General features: G+C 69.4%; 16 protein-coding genes. 4 read left to right on the plus strand and 12 right to left on the minus strand.

All coding sequences use genetic code 11. From position 1 onward, the window contains the following. Positions 1-52: 52 nt before the first annotated feature. The 3 genes from Q0863_RS11110 to Q0863_RS11120 all read left to right on the plus strand — a co-directional run bounded on the left by Q0863_RS11110 (position 53) and on the right by Q0863_RS11120 (position 2,714). On the plus strand, positions 53-1,315 hold the full coding sequence (locus Q0863_RS11110; protein WP_298577938.1) for a PQQ-dependent sugar dehydrogenase: 1,263 nt from the start codon (positions 53-55) through the stop codon (positions 1,313-1,315). Positions 1,316-1,648: 333 nt separating this feature from the next. Next, entirely contained in the window at positions 1,649-1,918 is a 270-nt protein-coding gene (locus tag Q0863_RS11115) for a hypothetical protein (RefSeq protein ID WP_298577939.1), read from the plus strand. 145 nt (positions 1,919-2,063) lie between these two features. Then, entirely contained in the window at positions 2,064-2,714 is a 651-nt protein-coding gene (locus Q0863_RS11120; RefSeq protein ID WP_298578230.1) for a hypothetical protein, read from the plus strand. A gap of 197 nt (positions 2,715-2,911) precedes the next feature. Here the strand turns inward: Q0863_RS11120 and Q0863_RS11125 are convergent, their stop codons facing one another. Together Q0863_RS11125 and Q0863_RS11130 are read right to left on the minus strand one after the other, a co-directional pair. Continuing rightward, the gene (locus Q0863_RS11125) at positions 2,912-3,811 is read right to left on the minus strand and encodes a hypothetical protein (protein ID WP_298577941.1); all 900 of its coding nucleotides are present in this window, start codon (positions 3,809-3,811) and stop codon (positions 2,912-2,914) included. A 130-nt stretch (positions 3,812-3,941) separates the two neighbouring features. Beyond that, positions 3,942-4,961 (minus strand): polysaccharide deacetylase family protein, encoded by a 1,020-nt coding sequence (locus tag Q0863_RS11130; RefSeq protein WP_298577942.1) that lies wholly within the window; start codon positions 4,959-4,961, stop codon positions 3,942-3,944. On the opposite strand from Q0863_RS11130, the gene Q0863_RS11135 reads away from it, so the two are divergent. Next, entirely contained in the window at positions 4,960-5,883 is a 924-nt protein-coding gene (locus Q0863_RS11135; protein WP_298577943.1) for a glycosyltransferase, read from the plus strand. The two genes, Q0863_RS11130 and Q0863_RS11135, sit on opposite strands and share 2 nt — an antisense overlap. Before the next feature lie 112 nt (positions 5,884-5,995). On the opposite strand, the gene Q0863_RS11140 is transcribed toward Q0863_RS11135, so the two are convergent. The 10 genes from Q0863_RS11140 to Q0863_RS11185 all read right to left on the minus strand — a co-directional run bounded on the left by Q0863_RS11140 (position 5,996) and on the right by Q0863_RS11185 (position 19,560). After that, on the minus strand, positions 5,996-7,561 hold the full coding sequence (locus tag Q0863_RS11140) for an AMP-binding protein (protein WP_298577944.1): 1,566 nt from the start codon (positions 7,559-7,561) through the stop codon (positions 5,996-5,998). Next, a complete protein-coding gene (locus Q0863_RS11145; protein WP_298577945.1) occupies positions 7,561-7,818 on the minus strand; it encodes an acyl carrier protein in 258 nt (85 codons plus the stop codon). Before Q0863_RS11145 ends, Q0863_RS11140 begins: the two co-directional genes overlap by 1 nt. Positions 7,819-8,367: 549 nt before the next feature. Further along, the gene (locus Q0863_RS11150) at positions 8,368-9,834 is read right to left on the minus strand and encodes a TIGR03013 family XrtA/PEP-CTERM system glycosyltransferase (RefSeq protein ID WP_298577946.1); all 1,467 of its coding nucleotides are present in this window, start codon (positions 9,832-9,834) and stop codon (positions 8,368-8,370) included. 406 nt (positions 9,835-10,240) lie between these two features. Further along, complete coding sequence (locus tag Q0863_RS11155; protein ID WP_298577947.1) at positions 10,241-12,535, minus strand: hypothetical protein; 2,295 nt, start codon at positions 12,533-12,535, stop codon at positions 10,241-10,243. Positions 12,536-12,846: 311 nt separating this feature from the next. Then, positions 12,847-14,148, minus strand: a complete 1,302-nt coding sequence (locus Q0863_RS11160; protein WP_298577948.1) for a hypothetical protein — start codon at positions 14,146-14,148, stop codon at positions 12,847-12,849. A 27-nt stretch (positions 14,149-14,175) separates the two neighbouring features. After that, positions 14,176-14,895: a polysaccharide biosynthesis protein gene (locus tag Q0863_RS11165; RefSeq protein ID WP_298577949.1), complete on the minus strand. Its 720-nt coding sequence runs from the start codon at positions 14,893-14,895 to the stop codon at positions 14,176-14,178. Positions 14,896-14,956: 61 nt separating this feature from the next. Further along, complete coding sequence (locus Q0863_RS11170; protein ID WP_298577950.1) at positions 14,957-16,546, minus strand: XrtA system polysaccharide chain length determinant; 1,590 nt, start codon at positions 16,544-16,546, stop codon at positions 14,957-14,959. After that, on the minus strand, positions 16,546-17,157 hold the full coding sequence (locus Q0863_RS11175) for an XrtA/PEP-CTERM system exopolysaccharide export protein (protein ID WP_298577951.1): 612 nt from the start codon (positions 17,155-17,157) through the stop codon (positions 16,546-16,548). Before Q0863_RS11175 ends, Q0863_RS11170 begins: the two co-directional genes overlap by 1 nt. 86 nt (positions 17,158-17,243) lie before the next feature. Then, the gene (locus Q0863_RS11180; RefSeq protein WP_298577952.1) at positions 17,244-18,251 is read right to left on the minus strand and encodes an NAD-dependent epimerase; all 1,008 of its coding nucleotides are present in this window, start codon (positions 18,249-18,251) and stop codon (positions 17,244-17,246) included. A gap of 19 nt (positions 18,252-18,270) precedes the next feature. Further along, complete coding sequence (locus tag Q0863_RS11185) at positions 18,271-19,560, minus strand: nucleotide sugar dehydrogenase (RefSeq protein ID WP_298577953.1); 1,290 nt, start codon at positions 19,558-19,560, stop codon at positions 18,271-18,273. Positions 19,561-19,632 lie beyond the last annotated feature (72 nt).

Here is a 19,632-nt window from a genome sequence, read left to right on the forward strand (position 1 = left end):
CATCACCCCCGATCCCCGCGGTCCACACCGCCATGCTGCCAAGGGAGGCGCCATGCGCACCACCAGATTGCTGCCCTTCTTCGCCCTGACCGCGCTGCTGCCCGCCTGCGTGGAATCGGCATCGTCCGAAGGCGCGCGTCCGCCGACCCCATGGACCACGGTCGCGGCCACCACGCAGAGCACCGCCAGGGCGCCAGGCGTCCGCGTCGAGCAGGTGATCCACGAAGGCATCGTGTCCCCGACCGCCATCGCCAGCCCGCGCGACGGCAGCGGCCGCATGTTCGTCATCGAGCGCCAGGGCGGCATCCGCGTGCTCGACCGCGACGGCAAGCTCCTACCCGAACCCTATTACAGTCGCGACGTCGCCACCGCCGACGTGGAGCAGGGCCTGCTGGGCCTGGCCTTCGATCCCGCCTTCCGCGACAACGGGCGGCTCTACATCGCCTACAGCGGCGCGGCACAGGGCGAACGCCACGGCCTGGTGCTGCGTCGACTGCAGGCCCGCGATCCGTCCGCCAACCGCTTCGACGGCAAGGACGAGCTGGTGATGCGCGTCGAAGGCCTGGTCGCCAACCACAACGGCGGCCACATCGCCTTCGGCCCCGACGGCATGCTGTACTGGAGCGTCGGCGCCGGCACCGGCGAACCCCGCGACCACGCCCACGCCGCGGCCACCGACAACCTGCTCGGCAAGATCCTGCGCATCGACATGCGCGACGGCGCCGCCGGTGCGAAGAACGCCTGCGGCTTGAAGGGTCGCGCCGCGTATGCCATCCCCGCCGACAATCCGGTCGCCGGCAGGCGCGGCGAATGCGGCGAGATCTGGCTGCACGGCCTGCGCAACCCCTGGCGGTTCAGCGTCGGCACCGACGGCGCGGTCTGGGTCGGCGATGTGGGCAAGGACCGCGAGGAAGTGAGCGTCTGGCGCGACGGCGCAGCGCGCGACCTCGGCTTCCCGGACTGCCAGGGCAGCCACGACTACCCCTCCACCGGCGCCAGCGATTGCCCCGCCCGGACCGGCACCACCGGGCCGGTGTTCGAGTACGCCGGCCGCGAGCAGGGCCGCTGCGCGGTCACCGGCGGCATCGTCTACCGTGGCCCCAACGTCGCGCTCAAGGGCGCATACGTCTTCTCCGACTCCTGCTCCAGCGAACTGCTGGTCGGCCGTCTCTCCAGCACCGGCAAGCTGCAGGTCGCCTCGCTGCCCAGCGGTGTTGCACCCGGCTACGGCACCATCGCCTCGTTCGGCGAGGACGAGGACAACGAGCTGTGGTTCGTGAACCACTTGAATGGCGGGGTGTATCGGCTGAGGTGAGGCTGCTTTCGATCCACGCATGGTTGCGGAAGAGATCCACGCGGAGTTCGCTCCCAGCCTCCGATGGTTTCTGGTCCTGCACGACGGGAATCCGGGCGCGCAGCCATGAAAAATCGGGCACTTCCCTTTGGACATGCCGGTCCGGCTTTCCGGAGATCCGTGCTCTCTTTCTCTCCCACTTCCGGAACGCGGCCACATCCCGAGCGCGATCGCAGGATGTGCAGCGCGTCATTCACGTCCCATCGACGTAATCCAACCCGAGCTGAAGGCGGGTCACGGCCCTGACCGAAAGATCGCTATATTCCGGTGGCCCCAAGACGAAGGAGTTTGAACATGTTCCTGACCAAGCAGCAGCTGACGATGGTCCGTACGCTCGGCGTGGCCGTCGTGGCCACCGTGGGCCTTTCCGCCTGCGCCACCTATGACGACGAATTCGCAGGAATCAATTCGCGCCTGGATCAACTCGACACGAGGGTGCAGAGCGCGGCCCAGAGCGCCGAGTCCGCCAACCAGTCCGCGCAGCAGGCCAACCAGCGGCTGGATCAGATGGAAAGCCGCGTCCAGCAACTCGAGGGAGCGCCGCGCCGCACGCCGCGCGGATAGTTCGCGGCCGCCCGATTTGCGGCGAATGCCGTGACCAGGATCCGGTGGCCTTGTCGGCTACCGGTTTCCTTTTGCCCCCTTTCCGTTCCAGGAGCCGCCTATCCGTACGTGCAAGCACCCTGTGATCCGGGCCATTTCCGGTGTCTTGTTGTTGGCATTGGCGAGCGCCGGCGCCGCCAGCGCCGAGGAGGACGCCGCGCACCCCGCCGCCGTCGACCAGCTGCCGCGAGGCCAGGAGGTCTCCGACACGGTGATCGAACTCGCCGGCTGGGTTGTCGCAGCCAAGGACAGCCAGGGCTATCCGTTCGCGGTCATGGACAAGGCTGCCGCACAGATCCTCGTGTTCGGCGGCGACGGCCGGCTTCGCGGAGCGGCGCCCGGGCTTTTCGGCTCGGCCACCGGCGACCATACGGCCCCCGGGATCGCCGGCCTCGCGCTTCGCGAGATTCCGGGGCGGGATCGCACGACCCCGGCCGGTCGCTTCGTCGGCGGCTTCGGTCCGTCCATCGACGCCGGCCGCGTGCTGTGGGTGGACTACGATTCCGCGGTCTCCATCCACCCGACCGCGACCGGCGTGCCGGCCGAACGGCGCGCCGAGCGCCTCGCCTCGCCCTCGCCGGACGACAACCGCATCACGCACGGCTGCATCAACGTCGCGCCCGGGTTCTATGAGCGGATCATCCAACCGACCTTCGAGCGGGGCGGGGTGTTCTACATCCTGCCGGATGCGGCGCCGGTGGAAGAGACCTTCCCGGAGTTCGCGCGCAGTCGTGCGACTTCGCAACGCGACGACTAGAAGACGCGCACGGCCCGTACGCCAGTGGGGCAGGCGCGTCGCATCTTGCCCGCGCGAGAACGCGCAGCGGATCATCCGCATCTTGTCCCGCGCGAGAACGCACAGCGGGTCACGCATCGCATCGTCAGCCCATCTTGTAGCGGGAACGGGCAGCGTCCCCGTTCCGGCGCCCGTCGCTGGCCGATGGACGTGCATTTTCACCGGTCGGCCATGCGGGCGACGATCCACTCGACAATCGCGTCGAATCTCTCCGCATCGAGCGCATGTCCGCGGTCGACACGAAGCTCGGTGATGAAATCGCCGGCGACCCTGGCCACGACCTGGTCTGCATCCCGCGAGTACTTGTCTGCGGTGCCCGATACGACCATCGTTGGCCGCGGTGCGATGGCTGCAAGCACATCGTGCGTGTCGATCTGGCGAGCGAGTCCTGGCACCGCCTCGAACAGGGTGAACCCGGTTTCCTCCCGGCGGCGCGTCTCGAAGCTGCACACGGCCCCGCTGATGCATGCGAACCGGCATCTCGAATCCACTGCGGCGTGGTAGAGGGCCGTGTAGCCGCCATACGAGTGTCCCGCCGCTCCCACGAACCGCTCGTCTAACCCCGAGACCTGATGAAGCACGCTCAAGGCGCGTTGGGCGTCATCGAGGCACTTCCTCATCAGCAGGTCGCCATCCAGCAACCGGTAACTCATGGCGTTGTAGTGCCGAAGCCAGTCGTAGTAGTCCGGCTCGACGCCCTGGACCGCTCCGCGTCGATCTTCGAGAGTAATGGAGTCCGGGGCCAGGACCGCGACGCCTCGACGGGCGAGCGCCGGCGCGAAGGCCTGGAAGGGATCGCCCACATCGCCCGCCACCTCGCTCTTGCCGAAGTGGAACTCGCCGTTGTGCTGGTGGAAGACGACGACCGCGCCGAGCGTTGCGCGCCCCCGGGGCGTGAACAGGAACGCCGGTATGGGGTCGCCTTCGAGTCCCTGGTATTCGATCCTCTCGCGGGCGTAGCCGTCCGCCTCCCCAACGTCACCCCGCTGGAACTCCATCGGAATGGGCGTCGCAAGACCAAGGCGCTCACGCAGCGTCCGGCTGGGATCGGTCGACATCGTAAGATGATAGCGCCCGGTATGGGACGGCACGCCGGTCATGGGATGCGGGTGTTCCTCGCCGGGCCGATACCGTCCCGCGGCGAGGCCAGCGCCGGGCACTCGCGTGTACGACCTGAGCCGCCGGCGATCAGGCGGCCAATCGCCTCGTCGGCGCCCGGAACAGATACAGCCCCAGCCAATCCGGCCGGAACCGCCCGTTGCGATCCGCGATGCCGTCCTGCTCGAATCCCAGCCGTCCCAGCAGCCAGCCGGGCCGGTCGTCCACCGGATTCATCACCGGGTCGCTGGTGAACGCGAGTTCGTAGCCGGCGGCGTGGGTACGTTCCAGCACCCTGTCGTCGTAGCGGCCATGCGGATACGACATCGTCGGCGGTGGCTCCGCGTCGAGGTGTCGTCCCACGATGGCGCGCGCCGTCGCCAGCTCCGCGTCGAGGTCGTCGGCCCGTGTCATCGGCGTATGGGTCTTGCCGTGCACGCCGATGGCCATGCCGCCGCCGGCCAGTTCGCGCAGTTCGTCGCGGGTGACCATCTGCCGCACGCCGTCGTCCATGGCGGCGGCGAACGGGGCGAGGACCCGGTTGCGCTGCGCGGTGTCGAGCGCTTCGAGCGCGGCGATGACCTTGCGCAGACCTTCGATGGTGTCGGGCGGCATGGGATCGAGCGGATGGCCGGCTTCGGCCAGCGCCTGGGCAAGTGCCGGCACGCGCAAGGTGTCGCGGCGGAAGGCGGAGATCAGCCGTTCCTGGAAGAACGGCTCGTTGCGATCCACCACATCGGCCACGGCGAACAGCAGCCCGGGCAGGCCGGCCGCGCGCAGGCGGGGCAGGGCGTGGGCGTGGTTGTCGGCCCAGCCGTCGTCGAAGGTGATCAGCAGCGCGCGGTCTGGCAGCTGCGTGCCCTTGCGGCGGGCGGCTAGCACCTGGTCCACCGACACCACGTTGTAGTGGCGGCGGAAGAAGGCCAGGCACTGGTCGAGCAGGCCGGCCTCGAGCGTGTAGTCCGGGTCGCAGGAGGCCCAGCGGGGGTCGTCCTGGGCCAGCACCCGGTGGAACATGATCACCGTCAGTGCGCGACGGTTGCGCAGCCGGTGGTACAGGCCAAGCAGGCCGCTGCGATAGAGTGCGCGCTTGACCAGATCCGATGCCATGCCCGACATGCGCCCTGAAACCTCCGTCATCATTCCCACGTGGAACCGGCGCGAACTTGTCGCGCGGGCGATCGATTCGGTGCTGGACCAGACGCGCGAGGTCGAGGAGATCATCGTCGTCGATGACGGCTCCACCGACGGCACCGGCGAGGTTCTTGCCCAACGCTACGGAGAACGCATCACGGTGCTGGTACAGGCCAACGCCGGGGTGTCGGCGGCGCGCAACCGCGGCCTGGCGATGGCGCGGGGACGCTACCTGGCGCTGCTGGACAGCGACGACGTGTGGCTGCCGGAGAAGATCGCCCGGCAGGTGGCGTTCCTCGAATCGAACCCCGGCATCGGCCTGGTGCTGTGCGACGTGGTGCGCGTGGGCGTGGACGGGGCGACGATCGACGTGTTCGAACGGCGCGTGCAGATTCCGGAAGACGGCCCGGCGCTGCGCTGGGTGCTGCGCGATCCGGCGCTGGCGCCGCTGTCGGCGCTGATGCGGCGCGAGGTCCACGAGGACGTGGGCGGCTTCGACGAATCGCTGCGTACCGCCGAGGACCTGGATTTCCACCTGCGCGTTGCGGCGCGCTGGGGGATCGGCGTGGTACCGGAACCGCTGGCGCGTGCGCTGCGCGGGCACGATGGACTGTCGGCGCTGGCCTCGACCGAGGACGACTACATCGCGGTGATGGAGCGCGCAGCCGAAGCGGCGAAGGGCGCCGTGCCCGAGGATGCGCGGCGGCAGGCGCTGGCGACGGCGTACGTCAAGAACGCGGAGAGCAGCGTGTGGCGCCAGCGCTATGGCGAGGCCTGGGCGCTGGCGCGCAAGGCCTGGGCGCTGGGACCCGAGGCGCCGCTGCGGCGGCGCCTGCTGCGCCTGCCGGTGATGGCGGGAAAGCGGGCGGTGCGCTCGATGCTGCCGGGGGGCGGCTGAGGGCAGGAGACGCTTCGCTGTCGCGGCCCCGACCGACAGCGAGTTCCCACCATGGTCGAAGAACCGGCAGCCCGATCCGGCATTCCCGCTGCGTGTCGACAGACAGGCCGCGTCAGCCGTCCTCGCCCGGCAGCGCGCGGCCTTCGGCCTCGGCCTGCAGCGCGGCGCGGCGGATCTTGCCGGTACTGGTCTTGGGCAGCGCGTCGCGGAACTCGATCAGGCGCGGCACCATGAAGTCCTCGAGCCGCGCGGCGCAGTGGCTGATGACCTCGCGCGGCGTCGGTTGCGCGCCGTCCTCGACCACCAGCAGCGCCTTGAGCGCGCGCCCCAGGACCTCGTCGGGCACGCCCACCACGGCCGCTTCGCGCACGCCCGGCAGCGCGTAAAGCACGTTCTCCACTTCCTTGGGGCTGACCTTCTCGCCGCGCGACTTGATGATGTCGTCCTTGCGGCCGACGAAGTACAGGAAGCCCTCGGCGTCCATGCGGAACAGGTCGCCGGTGCGCAGCACCTTCTCCCACGGGTAGCGGCCGGGACTGAGCGTGCTGTCGGTGCCCTCGGGGTTGCGCCAGTAGCCCTGCATCACGTGGCCGCCGCGCACCATCAGCTCGCCCACCGTGTCCGGCGGCAATGGCTGGCCGTCGTCGCCGGCCACCCACACTTCGGTGAACGGGATGGCGATTCCGACGCTGTCGGGGCGGCGGTCGAGTTCTTCCGGCGGCAGCCAGGTGCAGCGCTTGGACTCGGTCATGCCGTACATCGAGTACACGCGCGCCTGCGGGAACATTTCGCGCAGACGCGCGATATGCGCCGGCGGCAGTGCCGCGGCGGTGTTGGTGATGAAGCGCACCGTGGCCGCCCATTCGGGCCTGAAGTTGCGCAGCTGCACGATCAGCGCGACCATGGTCGGCACCAGCGGGAAGCCGGTGACGCGTTCGCTTTCCAGCAGCGGCAGGATCTTCTGCGGGAACGCGAACGATTTCTCCAGCACCAGGGTGGCGCCGAGCTTCACGCACATCAGCAGCTGGTACAGGCCGTAGTCGAAGGCCAGCGGCAGCACGCTCAGCACCACGTCGTCCGGCGCCATGCGCAGGTAGGTGGTGACCGAGGTGGCGGCGAGCTCGATGTTCCGGTGCGTCATCATGACGCCCTTGGGCCGGCCGGTGGAACCCGAGGTGTAGACCAGCATCGCCAGGTCGATGTCGATGCCGCGCGGCGCTTCCGCCAGCGTCGGCGGCGCGGCGACGAACGCATCCCAGCCGGTTTCATCGGGGGCCGCGTCGTCGCCGGCATCGACCACCACCACGCGCCGCACCGATGGCGACTGCGCCAGCGCCGCACGCGCGACCGGCAGCAGGCTGGCCTGGGTGACCAGCACCGCCGCCTCGCAGTTGTCGAGCACGTAGGCCAGCTTGTCGGCCTTGGTGGTGGGATTGATCACGCTGAAGATGCCGCCCGCGCGCAGCGTGCCGAACACGCCGGCCGCGGCTTCCACCCGGTTCTCGAGGAACAGCACGCAGCGCTCGCCGTTGCCGAAGCCGTCGGCGACCAGCGCGGAGGCGAAGCGCTCGGCGGTGTCGGCCAGTTCCGCGTAGGACACGCGGCGGCCGGCGCAGACCAGGGCGGTGTGGTCGGGGCGCTCCCCGGCGCGGGCGCGCAGGTGCGCCTCGTAGCGCATCAGCCGGCCGCGGCGGCGGCGTCGAGCTTGGTGCCGACGTAGGCGACCAGGTTGGCGACGCTGTCGAGGTTCTCGGGCAGCACTTCGTCGTCCTCCACGAGGAAGCCGAACTCCTGCTCCAGCCAGGTCACCAGGGTCAGCACGCCGATCGAATCGATGATGCCGCTGTCGAGCAGGCTTTCCGCGGCGGGCAGCTGCTCGGGCACCGGGAACTGCTCCTGGAGGAAGGTGCGGATGCGGGACTCGATGGGGTCCATGTCGATGGGGGTACTCCGGTGGCGCGCGTTTGACCCCGCGCGGGCAGGCGGCCGGGCGGGGCGCGGCCAAGCGGGATATTTTGCCAGACCGCCGCATTGCAAGGCCGGATTGCGGGCGGCGCGGCGGCCAGGCGCGGGATCGGGCGTCCCTGGCGGCGTGGCGGCGGTGGACAAGGCCGCGTCCAGCCGGATGGGGTCGCGGACGGGTCGCCCCCAGGCCTTCGCGCCCCGTTCCGGCTCGCGGATGCCGGTGCGGTGTGCCGGATTGCCGCGACACCGTGGATGGCACGACGTTGCCCGGGACCGCCGGATGCGCGGCCACGATGCAGCGTTCGCCGATCCGGTGGACGTCGTCGCCCGCCACCGGCTTCGCTGTGGCCGTGCTCCCACGGCACGCCGGTGCCGGTCCACGCGTTGACGTGGACGACGACAGGCTTCACGTCGGCTTGTCGGAGTGGTGCACGGGTCCTGTGCAGCATCTGACCCGAACTGCCCGCCCGCGGAACGAGGCGGGACGCCCGCACATGCAGACCGGACCGAGCTCTTCCGTCAGCGGACCCCGCGTCCGAACACCACGACCTCGAAGGTCTGGATCAGGATCAGCACGTCGAACAGCAGGTTGTGGTTCTTCACGTAGAACAGGTCGTACTTGAGCTTCTCCTCGGCGTCCTGCTTGGAGGCGCCATAGGCGTAGCGCAGCTGCGCCCAGCCGGCCAGGCCGGGACGCACGCAGTGGCGCAGGCTGTAGTAACGCAGGTCCGCGTCCAGTTCGGAGACGAACTCGGGCCGCTCCGGGCGCGGCCCGACGATGCTCATGTCGCCGCGCAGGATGTTCCACAGCTGCGGCAGCTCGTCCAGGCGGGTGCGGCGGATGATCCGGCCGACCCGGGTGATGCGGTCGTCGTTCTTGCCGGCCCAGCGGGCCACGCCGTCGCGTTCGGCGTCGGTACGCATGCTGCGGAACTTCACCAGCGGGAACACCGAGCCGAGCAGGCCCACGCGGTCCTGCCGGTACAGGATCGGCTGTCCTGCACCGGATTCGATCCGGATCGCCAGCGCCACCAGCAGCAGCAGCGGCCAGGTGAATGCGAGGACGACCAGCGAGGCGATCACGTCCATCGCGCGCTTGCTGACCTGGCGGCCCAGCGAGCTGTCGAAACCGCCGGAAAACACCAGCCAGGACGGGTCGGTGAGGCTGAGCTTGATCTTGCCGGCCTCGCGTTCGAAGAACGAGGCCAGGTCGGTCACCTGCACGCCGATCTGCTTGCACTGCAGCAGGTCGTGCATCGGCAGGCCGCCGCGGCGGTCGTCGGGCCCGAACACGATCTCGTCGATGCGGTGGAGCAGGGCCCATTCGGCCAGCGGCGTGTCGATGGCCACCAGCTTGTCGGGGCCGACGGCGCTGGCCTCGTTGCCGCAGCGCACGTAGCCGACCACGCGGAAGCGGCGGCGATCGGCCTGGCGGCGCAGGCGCTGTTCGATCAGTGCCGCCCGGTCGCCCGAACCCAGGACCAGGACCCGCTGCTTCAGCGCGTCCATGTCGACCAGGCGATCTGACGCCGCGCGCAGGCCGGTGACCAGCAGGAAGCCGAACACCAGCGCCAGGCTCAGGATGCCGCGGCCCAGTTCCAGCGGCGGGAAGGCATAGAACAGCACGAGCAGGGCGAAAGTGCCGAACATGAAGCCGACCGCCTGGCGGACCAGCGAACCGGTCCAGCTCTCGCGCAGGTGCGGCTGGTACAGGCCCATGGTGGTCATGCCCAGCACGACCAGCACCGCGAACAGCAGCGCGCGCAGGCCCTGCAGCCACAGCGAGGCCGACCCCAGGGGTTCGGGATCGCTGATGAAGCGCACGTAGATCGCCAGGAACACGGCGCCCACCAGCAGCAGGATCTCCAGCGCGATGATCAGCGCCAGCCAGCGCGATGCGGTGCGGCGCATGAAGCGCGGCATCAGGCTGGCGGCCCGGCGCGCGGCGGGTGCCTGCACGATGTCGTTGAATTCGGCCTTGCTCATATGCTTCTGGTTCCCCTGGCGGCGCCCGCATGGGCCATGGGCCGCATCCGGTGCGCGTGCCGGCCGGCGATCTGCCTGTCCGTCTACCCTGCCGGGGGATCGACCCGGGGCCGCCGCTTGGCGGCCGCCCGGTCCTGCCGGCGTTGTCCTGACCTAACAGACGCAAGGACTGGCGGGGAGGGGACACGCGCCAGTGGGATCGACCGCGCGGGTGCGGCTTCGCGAGATGCCGGGGACGACAGGAATTTGCGGCATGCGGAGGGCGCGCCGCGTGCGGCCGTGGTTGCGGCGGGTCGCAGTTGGGGCGATCGGGCCTTGGACAACGGCGCGGCCGAGCGCCCGAATACGTATCCGGACGCGGTCGGCAGGGAACTGTCCGCCGGCAGCCGGCCGGCGGACCGGGCGGTCAGCCGCCGGGGGCCAGCGGCGCCGCGCCGTTGCGGCGACGGCCGCTGTTGCCGGCGTAGGTCTGCTTCCAGTGGCGCATCAGCTCGCGCAGGGCCTGCGGCTGGTTGGTCGGGGTCGCCTCGCCGGCCTGGTTGCGGGTGTTCTCGCCATGGCAGCCGGCGCAGGTGCGGATCTCGCCGGCCTGCATGGTCACCCAGACGCGCTCGCGCACCACCGGTTCGCCGTTCGGATCGACGGTCTGCCAGCTCAGGGCGCGATTGGCCGGGACGAACGCGGCGGTGGAGCCGTCGGCCGCGATCCTGACGCTGCCGGCCGGGCCGCTGCCGTTGGGCAGGTTGGCCGCGACGCTCATCGGCTGCGCCACCGGCCGGCGCCCGCGGATGTTGTTGCCGTAGCCGCGCACCAGGTTGGCCTGCACGATCTGGTAGTGGGCGATGTCGTAGACGCGACCGTTGCCGCGGGTCTTGCGCACCCCGCCGGGCACCTGCAGGTTGAACGGCTGCTGGGTGTCGCCGCGATCGCGGCTGGTCTGGTTGCGGGTGACGATCAGGGCGAGCTCGTTGCTGCGCAGCCAGTCGCGCAGCGCCGCTTCGTTGATGCCTTCGGCGGTGAGCACGGCACGCTCGGGCGAGGGAATGGCCGGATGCGCGGTCGCCGGCGGCGGCGTGCGCGCCGCCACTTCCACGGCTTCCAGTTCCCACAGCTCGCCGCTGTACTCGCGCGGCGTGGCGGCGTCGGTCCACCACGAGACGGTCTTGCGGATGCCCGGGGTGAGCGCGGTGCCGGCCACGAACATGCCCGACGCATCCACGTTGAGCTGGTGCAGGCGCAGCCTGGAGGAGCCGCCGAACGTGGCATCGGACGTGTAGCTGGCCACCATGTCGCCCGAGCCGAGCGGCAACGGATTGCGGAACCGGCCGCCCGGCAGGCCGTTGCTGCCCGTGGCGGGGCTGGCGTCGGTGATCGTCATCTGCTCGGCGTTGAGGGTCGGCGCACCGGCGATGCGCACGATCTGGTTGGTCGAGCCTTCAGCGAACTCCCGCGCATAGATGCCGTAGTAGATGCCAGGCTCGACCCGGCTCTCGCGGATGTGGAAGATACCGCCGTCCATCCGGATGTGCTTGCGGTTGGCGAAGTTGGCCAGGGACACGTTGTCCGACATCGCGCCGTCGTCCATGAACGCGCGCGGCAGGTAGCCATAGTCGCCGACCAGTTCCTGGCGGCCGATATGGTTGAGGGTGAGTTCGTCGGTGCCGTCCTGGTTCATCTGCCAGGGCGCGAACAGGTTGTAGGTATGCCCGCCCACGCGGCCATAGGGCGAGGTGGACTCCTGCCTGCGCTCGGGGAAGGTGTCGCGCACCAGGCCGATGCGCGTGGCGTTGGCAGCTTCGCTCGAGAAGTTGAACGGGTCGAAGGTATAGCCCAGATAGATCGAGCCGTCCTGCTGCTGGTCGTGCTGCAGGTGGTCCCAGCGGGTGAAGATGACCCGGCCGTAGCTGTCGATGGTCGGGCTGAAGGCGCCGCTGGGCACGTGGTTGAGCAGCGACACCCGGCCGGTCGCGACCTCCAGCTTGAAGATGCCGATGACGGTCGGCGTGCTCTCGTACTCGTCCAGGTTCGGATAGAGGTGGGCTTCGCCGCGGCGCGGGCTGTCGGAGGTGAACAGGATGTCGCCGTCGCTGGTATAGAGCGGCGAGACGTTGTTGTAGCCGGCCGGCTGGCCGGCGACCCGGGTGATGCGCGCGGTCTGTCCGCGTGCCAGCCCGGTGACCTCGTACAGCTGCCACTTCGCGCTGGTCGATCCGTAGCGCTGCGTCGGCGCGCCCACCACCATGCTGAAGATGGCGCGGTCGCCGCTCCAGTGCACGGTTGGTTCGCGCACCGCGATGGCGTTGGCGCCCTGCAGGCCGTCCATGCCGAAGCCCGCTTCGCGGGTCAGGTTGCGCAGCACGCCGTCCGGGTAGCGGATCATCAGGTCGCCGCCGCGCAGCGCCGAACCCATGCCGGGCATGTGGTTGGCGAAGCTCGACAGGCGGCTGGCGAACGGATCGCCCCCGGCCGTGGGCACCTGGGTGACGAACAGGATCGGGTTGGAGATGGCCTTGGCGACGCGGGGCGCTGCGCTGGCCTGGCGCGGGGACTGCGCCTGCGGCGCCGGCGCGGACGCCGCTGCCGCCTGGGGGGGCGTGTCGCCGGCCTGGATGGCCTGCTGCGGCACCGGCGAGCAGCCGGCCAGGGCCAGCGCGAGGCCGGCGAGGGCCGGAAGGACGGAAGCCCGGAAAAGAAGTCTCATGGGGAATGTGCCACCTGGCCGGAAAAGGTATGGGCTGCGCGAACGGAAGGGCCTGTCACGGCTTCCCTGCACCCGGCCGGCATGGCACTGCCGGCCTGGCCCACGTCACCAGGACGTGGCCCTCTGGCCTCCAATCGCGCGTCCTTCCCCCTGAGAAGACGGGCGATCATAGGCGCCCGATCCGTCGTTCAGCAAAATAAAGGCTGAACGAAGGCTGGCGTCAAGCGATGGCGTGGAATGGCGGTCCGCGGGCGCGGCGCGCCCGCTGGCGTCACATCTGACGTGTGACGCAGGTCCGATGTCGCGCGCGGCTACCGGTTGCGGTAGGTGACGGTCAGGTACAGGACGTTCTGCCGGCTGTCGCCGTACAGGCCATCGTCGGAGCGCCGGTAGTGCAGGTAGTCCAGGCGGCTGCTCCAGTGGCGCGTCCAGGTCTTGCTGACGCCGAACCCGAAGCGTTCGTCCTTGGTGCGCACGTCGATGTCGGTGAAGGTCGAACGCGCCACGTCGGCGAACGAGTGCAGGTCCCAGGTCGGCGAAAGCTGGTAGGACAGCTGCATGACCACGCCGCGACGGGTCTCGTCGAAAGCGCCGGTGTCGACGAAGTCGACCCGCTCGTAGTAGGGACCCACGCTGAGCCCGATGCGCTCGTGCCGATACATGTAGGTGAGGTCGATCCGGTCGTCCTCGTAGATCGAGGCATTGACCGCCGAGGACGCCGTCGACAGCCGGTCGGGCACTTCGACCGCCACGCCGATGCCCTGGAGCGCCGAGTCCGAGGAATCCGTCAACTGGTGGGCGATGCCGAGCGAGACGGCATTGCGCGGGCTGATGCGCCATTCGCCGGCGCCCCGGACCATCGGATGGGAGGTCGAACTGCCGTCGGCGTAGTCCACCCAGGTGTAGCCGGCGTCCAGCGCGAAGCTGACGCGGGCGAGGTTCTTCTGGTAGCGCAGGTAGCCGTCGTAGCGCCGGTAGTCGCGGGCGGTGACGTCGTTGTCGAAATCGACTTCCTGGCCGCGCGCGCTGAGCGTCAGGCTGCTGGTCGGGTCCAGTTCGCGGATCGCGTGCAGCGACGCGCTGATCCGTTCGGACTCGAAATCGTCGGCTTCCTCGGCGTTGCTGTCGATCCAGCGCAGTTCGGCGCGGCCGCGCACGGCCTGGTTCCAGTTGAAGTGGAGGTTGGGGCCCGCCGACAGCACGTTGACGCGCTGGCGGTTGTTGGTCGAGTCGGGCGCGAAGCGGTCGATCGGCCGCATTTCCAGGCTGTCCTCGACGGTGAAGCTCAGCGTCTCGGGCACCAGGAACCAGTTCAGCCTGCCGGCCAGGCTGGTTTCGAGCGCGTTCGATTGCGGCCCGTCGACGTAGTTCCAGTACTCGAAGCGGCCGCCGAAGTTGGCCTGCACGGTCGAGGTCTCCTCGGACACGACCACGCCGAAGCCGGCGCGCAGCGCGCTCGAGCTGGCCGGGTCGGTCGACGACATCAGCACGTTGTCGTTGCGCTCGATGCCCATGTCGGCCACGTAGTCGATGCGCACCGCATGCGCATGCAGCGGGACCGCCACGAGCGCGGCGGCGCAGGCGACGGGAAGGCACTTCCTGCGGATTCTCATGGTGGCGCCCCGGTTCATGCCGCTGCCTCAGTAGATGTTGTTGAACACGACGCCGGCGAGCTTGTCCGGGTCGAAACTCGCCGCCGCCTCGTCGATGCGCTCGATCGCGGCCTGGCCGTAGCCGGCGACGACGACGATCAGGTCGGCCAGGTCGGACAGGATCCTCGCGTCGGGCGAGTTGAGCACCGGCGGGCTGTCGAGGATGACGTAGCGGTTGGCCTGGGTGCCGCGCAGCGAGTCGATCATCATGCGCATGCGGCTCGAGCTGAAGTACTCGCCGGTGGTCTCTCGCGAGCTGCCGCTGGGGATCAGCTTGAGCCGCGGCAGGCCGGTGTCGTACTGGATGTCCGACAGCTCGCCGACGCTGCCGTCGAGGTAGTCCATGATCCCGCCGTTGGCGACGTCGACCGAGAGCGCCGCGTGCTGCGCAGGATGCAGGGCGTCGCAGTCGACCAGCAGCGCGGTCTTGCTCTCGTCGAACGCGAACGCGGCCGCCAGGTTGCGCGCGACGAAGCTGCCGCCGCATCCCTGCTGCACCGGCGCCACCAGGGTGACGAAGTTGCGTTCCCGGCCGAGCGCGAGCAGCTTGGTCCGCAAGCCGCGGAAGGCGTCGGCCTGGGCGCGGACGGAATCGTTGCGGTGGATCAGCTTGCGCTCCTCCAGCGCGATCGGCGTCAGGGGGTGCAGGGCCCCGTCGGCGCGCGTGATCGAACGCGATTCCGCATCGTCCGGGACTTGGGTGTTCAACGCATCGCGGCGTGCATTCACTAACGTCTGCTCCATGGGTTCTTCGACGCAACGGTCGTGATCAACCGTTGGTCATCTTGTAGGCGTAGGTGAGCGCGTACAGCAGCAGCACCGCCAGCACCATGCAGGTGCCCACCGTCAGGTTGAAGACCTGCCTGCGCCGCTCGCGCGGCGAGGGATAGGCCGGGATCGTCGCCAGCAGCGGGTAGCGGCTCCTGGCTTCGATCAGCTGCGGGCTGCGCACGCGCGGGTCGAAGCGCACCAGCAGCCACAGCAGGCCGAACGGGATCGCGACGGCGGCCAGCAGCCCGGCCGAGGCGATGTGCACGAAGCGCAGGCCGGTGGGCCGCAGCGGCATGGTGGCCGGGTCCTGGACCCGCAGGGTCAGCCCGCGGTTCTCCAGGTCCAGGCCCATCGACACGCGGGCGTTCTCGCGCCGGCGCAGCAGGTCCTGGTAGATCTCGCGGTTGACCTCGTAGTCGCGGGTGAGTTCGGCCAGCACGCTTTCGGATGCCGCGATGCGGCGGCTGCGGTCCAGTTCACCCTGGAGCAGGCTCTCGGCCACGTTCATGCGCGAGCGCGTGCCGGCGACCTCGCGCCGCGTCTGCGCCAGCTGGCTGCGCAGCTCCTGGTAGAGCGGGTTGAGCTGGGAATCCTCCGAGCCGGTCGGCGACTGCCCGCTGGCGGCGCGGTCGCGCTCCTGGACCAGCTGCCGCTGCACGTCCTCCATCTGGTGGCGCACGCGCAGCACGTCCGGATGGCGGTCGGTGTAGGTCAGCAGCAGGCGGTCGAGCTCGGCCTGCAGTTCGATCAGGCGGGTGCGGTAAAGCGTCTCGCGCGTCTGCACCGAGGTGACGGCCGATTCGCCCGACAGCTGCGAGGCGATCGAGCCCTCGCGCGACTGCTGTTCCAGCAGGGCCATCCGCGTCTGCTCCACCTGGGTACGCAGCGCCGAGATGCGCGAGTGCACGTCTGTCGCGCTGCCGGGCTGGGCGTCGGCGTTGCGCGAGCGGTACTCCTGCAGGTTTTCTTCCGCATCGGTGAGCTTGCGGTGGTACTCCTGCACCTGCTTCTCGATGAACTCGTAGGCCTCGCGGCTCTCGCGGCTCTTGGTGGCGAGCGTCTCGCTGATGAACATCGCGCCCATCATCTCGGTGACGCGGTGCGCGCGCTCGGGTTCGTTGTCGCGATAGGTGATCTGGACCAGGTCGGCGCGCGGGCTGGTGACGAGGGTGCGCCCCTGGATCTCCTCCATCAGGCGGTCCTTCTGCAGCGGACTCATGTTGGCCGCGTCCCAGCCGCCTTGCTCCACGATCTGCGACAGCACCTTGCGGCCGTACACGATCTGGCGGGCCATGCCGGCGCGATCGGTGACGCCGGTCGGAACCGCGCGGCCTTCAAGCAGCGGCTGGATGATGTCGCTTTCCTGGGCCAGGATCGTCACCGAGACCTGGTAGCTGCGGCCGACCACGAACAGGCCGATCACGAAGGTCAGCAGTGCGATAAGCGCGAAGATCGCGGCCAGCACGACGATGCGGCGGCGTCCTTCCTTCAGGACCAGCTTGACGTACTCGATCGGGGAGATGATCGGGCTGGCCGGGCCGGCCGTCGTCGCCGCACGCTGGGGTACGGGCAGGGTGCTCGGCTGCATCAGAACGCCCGCTCCGGCACGGTGATGACGTCGCCAGGCGCGACCTTGAAGTTGGTGCTCAGGTCGCCGCGGTTGATGATCCGGTCGAGGCGGATGGCGTAGCTGGTGGTCTCTTCGCCGTTCTTGCGGTACAGGCTGGAGCGGTCGGGGGCGGCGAACTCGTTCACGCCGCCGGCGGCCAGCACCGCGTCGAGCACGGTCATGCCCTGGCGGTAGGGGATCGAGACCGGCTGGCGGACCGCGCCGGTCACGCGCACCCGGGACAGATATTCATGGCTGCGCAGGTCGGTCAGGATCACCGCCACCTGCGGGTCTCGCACGTAGGCCGACAGCTTTTCCTGGATGTCCGCGGCGACCTCGCTCGGAGTGCGGCCGCCGGCCATCACGTCGCCGACCAGCGGCACCGAGATCTTGCCGTCCGGACGCACCGGGACGTTGATGCCGAGTTCGGGGTTGCGCCAGACGGCGACCTGGACCACGTCGTCCACGCCGATGGCGTAGTCGTCCACCGGGCCCTGGTCGGGCATGGGTGGCGCTTCCGCCAGTCCGCCGCCGGTGGCGCATGCCGCCAGCATGGCAGCCAGCAGCATCACGATCACTTGCCTCAACATGCGCATCTGCAAACCCCCGCTTGATTTCCGATGCCATGAATAACGCGGAATCGCGGCAACAACGGTCACGGCGGGGGGCGGCGGGTTCAGGCTCCGTGGTAGCTGCGGTACCACTCCACGAATCGCGCCACGCCGCTCTCGATGGAGGTCGACGGCACGTAGCCGGTGTCGCGCTGCAGGGCGGCGACGTCGGCCTCGGTGTCGGGCACGTCGCCCGGCTGCATCGGCAGCAGGTTCTTCTCCGCCTTGCGTCCCAGGCACTGCTCGAGCACCTCGATGTAGCGCAGCAGCTGCACCGGCTGGTGGTTGCCGATGTTGTAGACGCGGTACGGCGCGCTCGACGAGCCCGGGTTTGGCAGCAGCGGGTCGTAGGCTGGATCGGGGCCGGGCACGCGATCGAGGGTGCGGATCACGCCTTCGACGATGTCGTCGATGTAGGTGAAGTCGCGCGTGTGGTGGCCGTGGTTGAACACGTCGATCGGCCGGCCCTCCAGGATGTTCTTCGTGAACAGGAACAGCGCCATGTCCGGCCGGCCCCAGGGGCCGTATACGGTGAAGAAGCGCAGGCCGGTGGTGGGCAGGCCGAACAGGTGGCTGTAGGTGTGCGCCATCAGCTCGTTGGCCTTCTTGGTCGCCGCGTACAGGCTCACCGGGTGGTCGACGCTGTCCTCGACCGCGAACGGCAGCTTGCGGTTGGCGCCATAGACCGAGCTCGACGAGGCGTAGACCAGGTGCTCGATGCCGCCATGGCGGCAGGATTCGAGGATGTTGGTGAAGCCGACGATGTTGCTGTCGATATAGGCGTGCGGATTCTCCAGCGAGTAGCGCACGCCCGCCTGCGCGGCGAGGTTGACCACCCGCTGCGGGCGGAAGTTGGCGAACGCACGCTCGAGCGTGCCGCGGTCCTCCAGCGAACCCTGCACGAACGAGAAGCCGGGCCGCGGCAGCAGCCGCTCCAGCCGGGCCTGCTTGAGCGCCGGATCGTAGTAGTTGTTGAGGTTGTCGTAGCCGAGGACCTCGTCGCCGCGTTCGATCAGGCGGTGGCTCAGATGGGAACCGATGAAGCCGGCGGCGCCGGTGACGAGTACGCGCATTCGAATGTCCGGTTGTGGGTCAGAGGCAGCCGTCGACGCGGTCGCGCGGGAGCGCGCGCTTGACGTCGAACACCACCGCATCGGGCTTGCCGAAAGCATGCACGCCATCGGCGCCCAGCGCCACGAACTGGCGGTGCGCGACCGCCAGGATCACGGCGTCGTACCCTCCCGGCGCTGGCTCGGCCACCGGCGAGATGCCGTACTCGTGGCTGGCCTGCGCGGGCGAGACCCATGGATCGTGCACGTCGACATCGACATTGTAGGTGTGCAGCTCGTCGATGATGTCGGTGACGCGGGTATTGCGCAGGTCCGGGCAGTTCTCCTTGAACGCCAGGCCCAGGATCAGCACCTTCGCACCCGCGGTACGCAGCCCGCGCTGCTGCATCAGCTTGACCACCCGCTGGGCGACATGGCTGCCCATGCTGTCGTTGATGCGGCGTCCGGCCAGGATCACCTCGGGGTGGTAGCCGATCTGCTGCGCCTTGTGGGTGAGGTAGTACGGATCGACGCCGATGCAGTGGCCGCCGACCAGGCCCGGACGGAACGGCAGGAAGTTCCATTTGGTGCCGGCGGCTTCCAGCACCTCGTGGGTATCGATGCCCAGGCGGCCGAAGATCAGGGCCAGCTCGTTGATCAGCGCGATGTTGACGTCGCGCTGGGTGTTCTCGATCACCTTGGCCGCCTCGGCCACGCGGATGCTCGAGGCCTTGTGCGTGCCGGCGGTGATCACGCTGCGATAGAGCGCATCGATGAAGTCCGCGGCGGCCGGCGTCGAACCCGAGGTCACCTTGAGGATGGTCTCCAGGCGGTGTTCCTTGTCGCCCGGATTGATGCGTTCGGGACTGTAGCCGGCGTGGAAATCCTCGTTGAAGCGCAGGCCCGACTCGCGCTCGATGATCGGCACGCACACTTCCTCGGTCGCGCCCGGGTACACGGTTGACTCGAAGATCGCCACGCCGCCGCGCGAGATCGCCTTGCCCACGGTGCGGCTGGCCGATTCCAGCGGGCGCAGGTCGGGGCGCTTGTATTCGTCGATCGGGGTGGGCACGGTGACGATGAACACGTTGCACTCGCGCAGCGCCGCGGCATCGGCGGTGCAGGACAGGTGGGTCGAGGCGCGCAGTTCCTCCTCCGACATCTCCAGGGTCTGGTCGTGGTGGCGGCGCAGCTGCTCGACGCGGTCGGCGTCGATGTCGAAGCCCACAGTCGGGTATTGACGGCCGAAGGCGGCGGCCAGCGGCAGGCCGACATAGCCCAGCCCGATCACGGCGATGCGGATGTCGTTGCGTTCGGGAAGCGGAGCGGTCATCTGTCGGGCCGTCTGGTCAAGGAAGGGTCGCATTCTAGGCACGGCCGGTGCTGGCCGGACGCGCATGGGGCG

Source organism: uncultured Luteimonas sp., assembly GCF_947492465.1.
Classification (GTDB): Bacteria; Pseudomonadota; Gammaproteobacteria; order Xanthomonadales; family Xanthomonadaceae; genus Luteimonas.

Bases quoted from the DNA above. Each gene is read 5' to 3' on its own strand.
- Q0863_RS11135 (WP_298577943.1), top strand. From the start codon at position 4,960: ATGCCCGACATGCGCCCTGAAACCTCCGTCATCATTCCCACGTGGAAC.
- Q0863_RS11115 (WP_298577939.1), top strand. From the start codon at position 1,649: ATGTTCCTGACCAAGCAGCAGCTGACGATGGTCCGTACGCTCGGCGTG.
- Q0863_RS11170 (WP_298577950.1), bottom strand. From the start codon at position 16,546: ATGCAGCCGAGCACCCTGCCCGTACCCCAGCGTGCGGCGACGACGGCC.
- Q0863_RS11150 (WP_298577946.1), bottom strand. From the start codon at position 9,834: ATGAGCAAGGCCGAATTCAACGACATCGTGCAGGCACCCGCCGCGCGC.
- Q0863_RS11175 (WP_298577951.1), bottom strand. From the start codon at position 17,157: ATGTTGAGGCAAGTGATCGTGATGCTGCTGGCTGCCATGCTGGCGGCA.
- Q0863_RS11185 (WP_298577953.1), bottom strand. From the start codon at position 19,560: ATGACCGCTCCGCTTCCCGAACGCAACGACATCCGCATCGCCGTGATC.
- Q0863_RS11110 (WP_298577938.1), top strand. From the start codon at position 53: ATGCGCACCACCAGATTGCTGCCCTTCTTCGCCCTGACCGCGCTGCTG.
- Q0863_RS11180 (WP_298577952.1), bottom strand. From the start codon at position 18,251: ATGCGCGTACTCGTCACCGGCGCCGCCGGCTTCATCGGTTCCCATCTG.
- Q0863_RS11125 (WP_298577941.1), bottom strand. From the start codon at position 3,811: ATGTCGACCGATCCCAGCCGGACGCTGCGTGAGCGCCTTGGTCTTGCG.
- Q0863_RS11130 (WP_298577942.1), bottom strand. From the start codon at position 4,961: ATGGCATCGGATCTGGTCAAGCGCGCACTCTATCGCAGCGGCCTGCTT.
- Q0863_RS11155 (WP_298577947.1), bottom strand. From the start codon at position 12,535: ATGAGACTTCTTTTCCGGGCTTCCGTCCTTCCGGCCCTCGCCGGCCTC.
- Q0863_RS11160 (WP_298577948.1), bottom strand. From the start codon at position 14,148: ATGAGAATCCGCAGGAAGTGCCTTCCCGTCGCCTGCGCCGCCGCGCTC.
- Q0863_RS11145 (WP_298577945.1), bottom strand. From the start codon at position 7,818: ATGGACCCCATCGAGTCCCGCATCCGCACCTTCCTCCAGGAGCAGTTC.
- Q0863_RS11140 (WP_298577944.1), bottom strand. From the start codon at position 7,561: ATGCGCTACGAGGCGCACCTGCGCGCCCGCGCCGGGGAGCGCCCCGAC.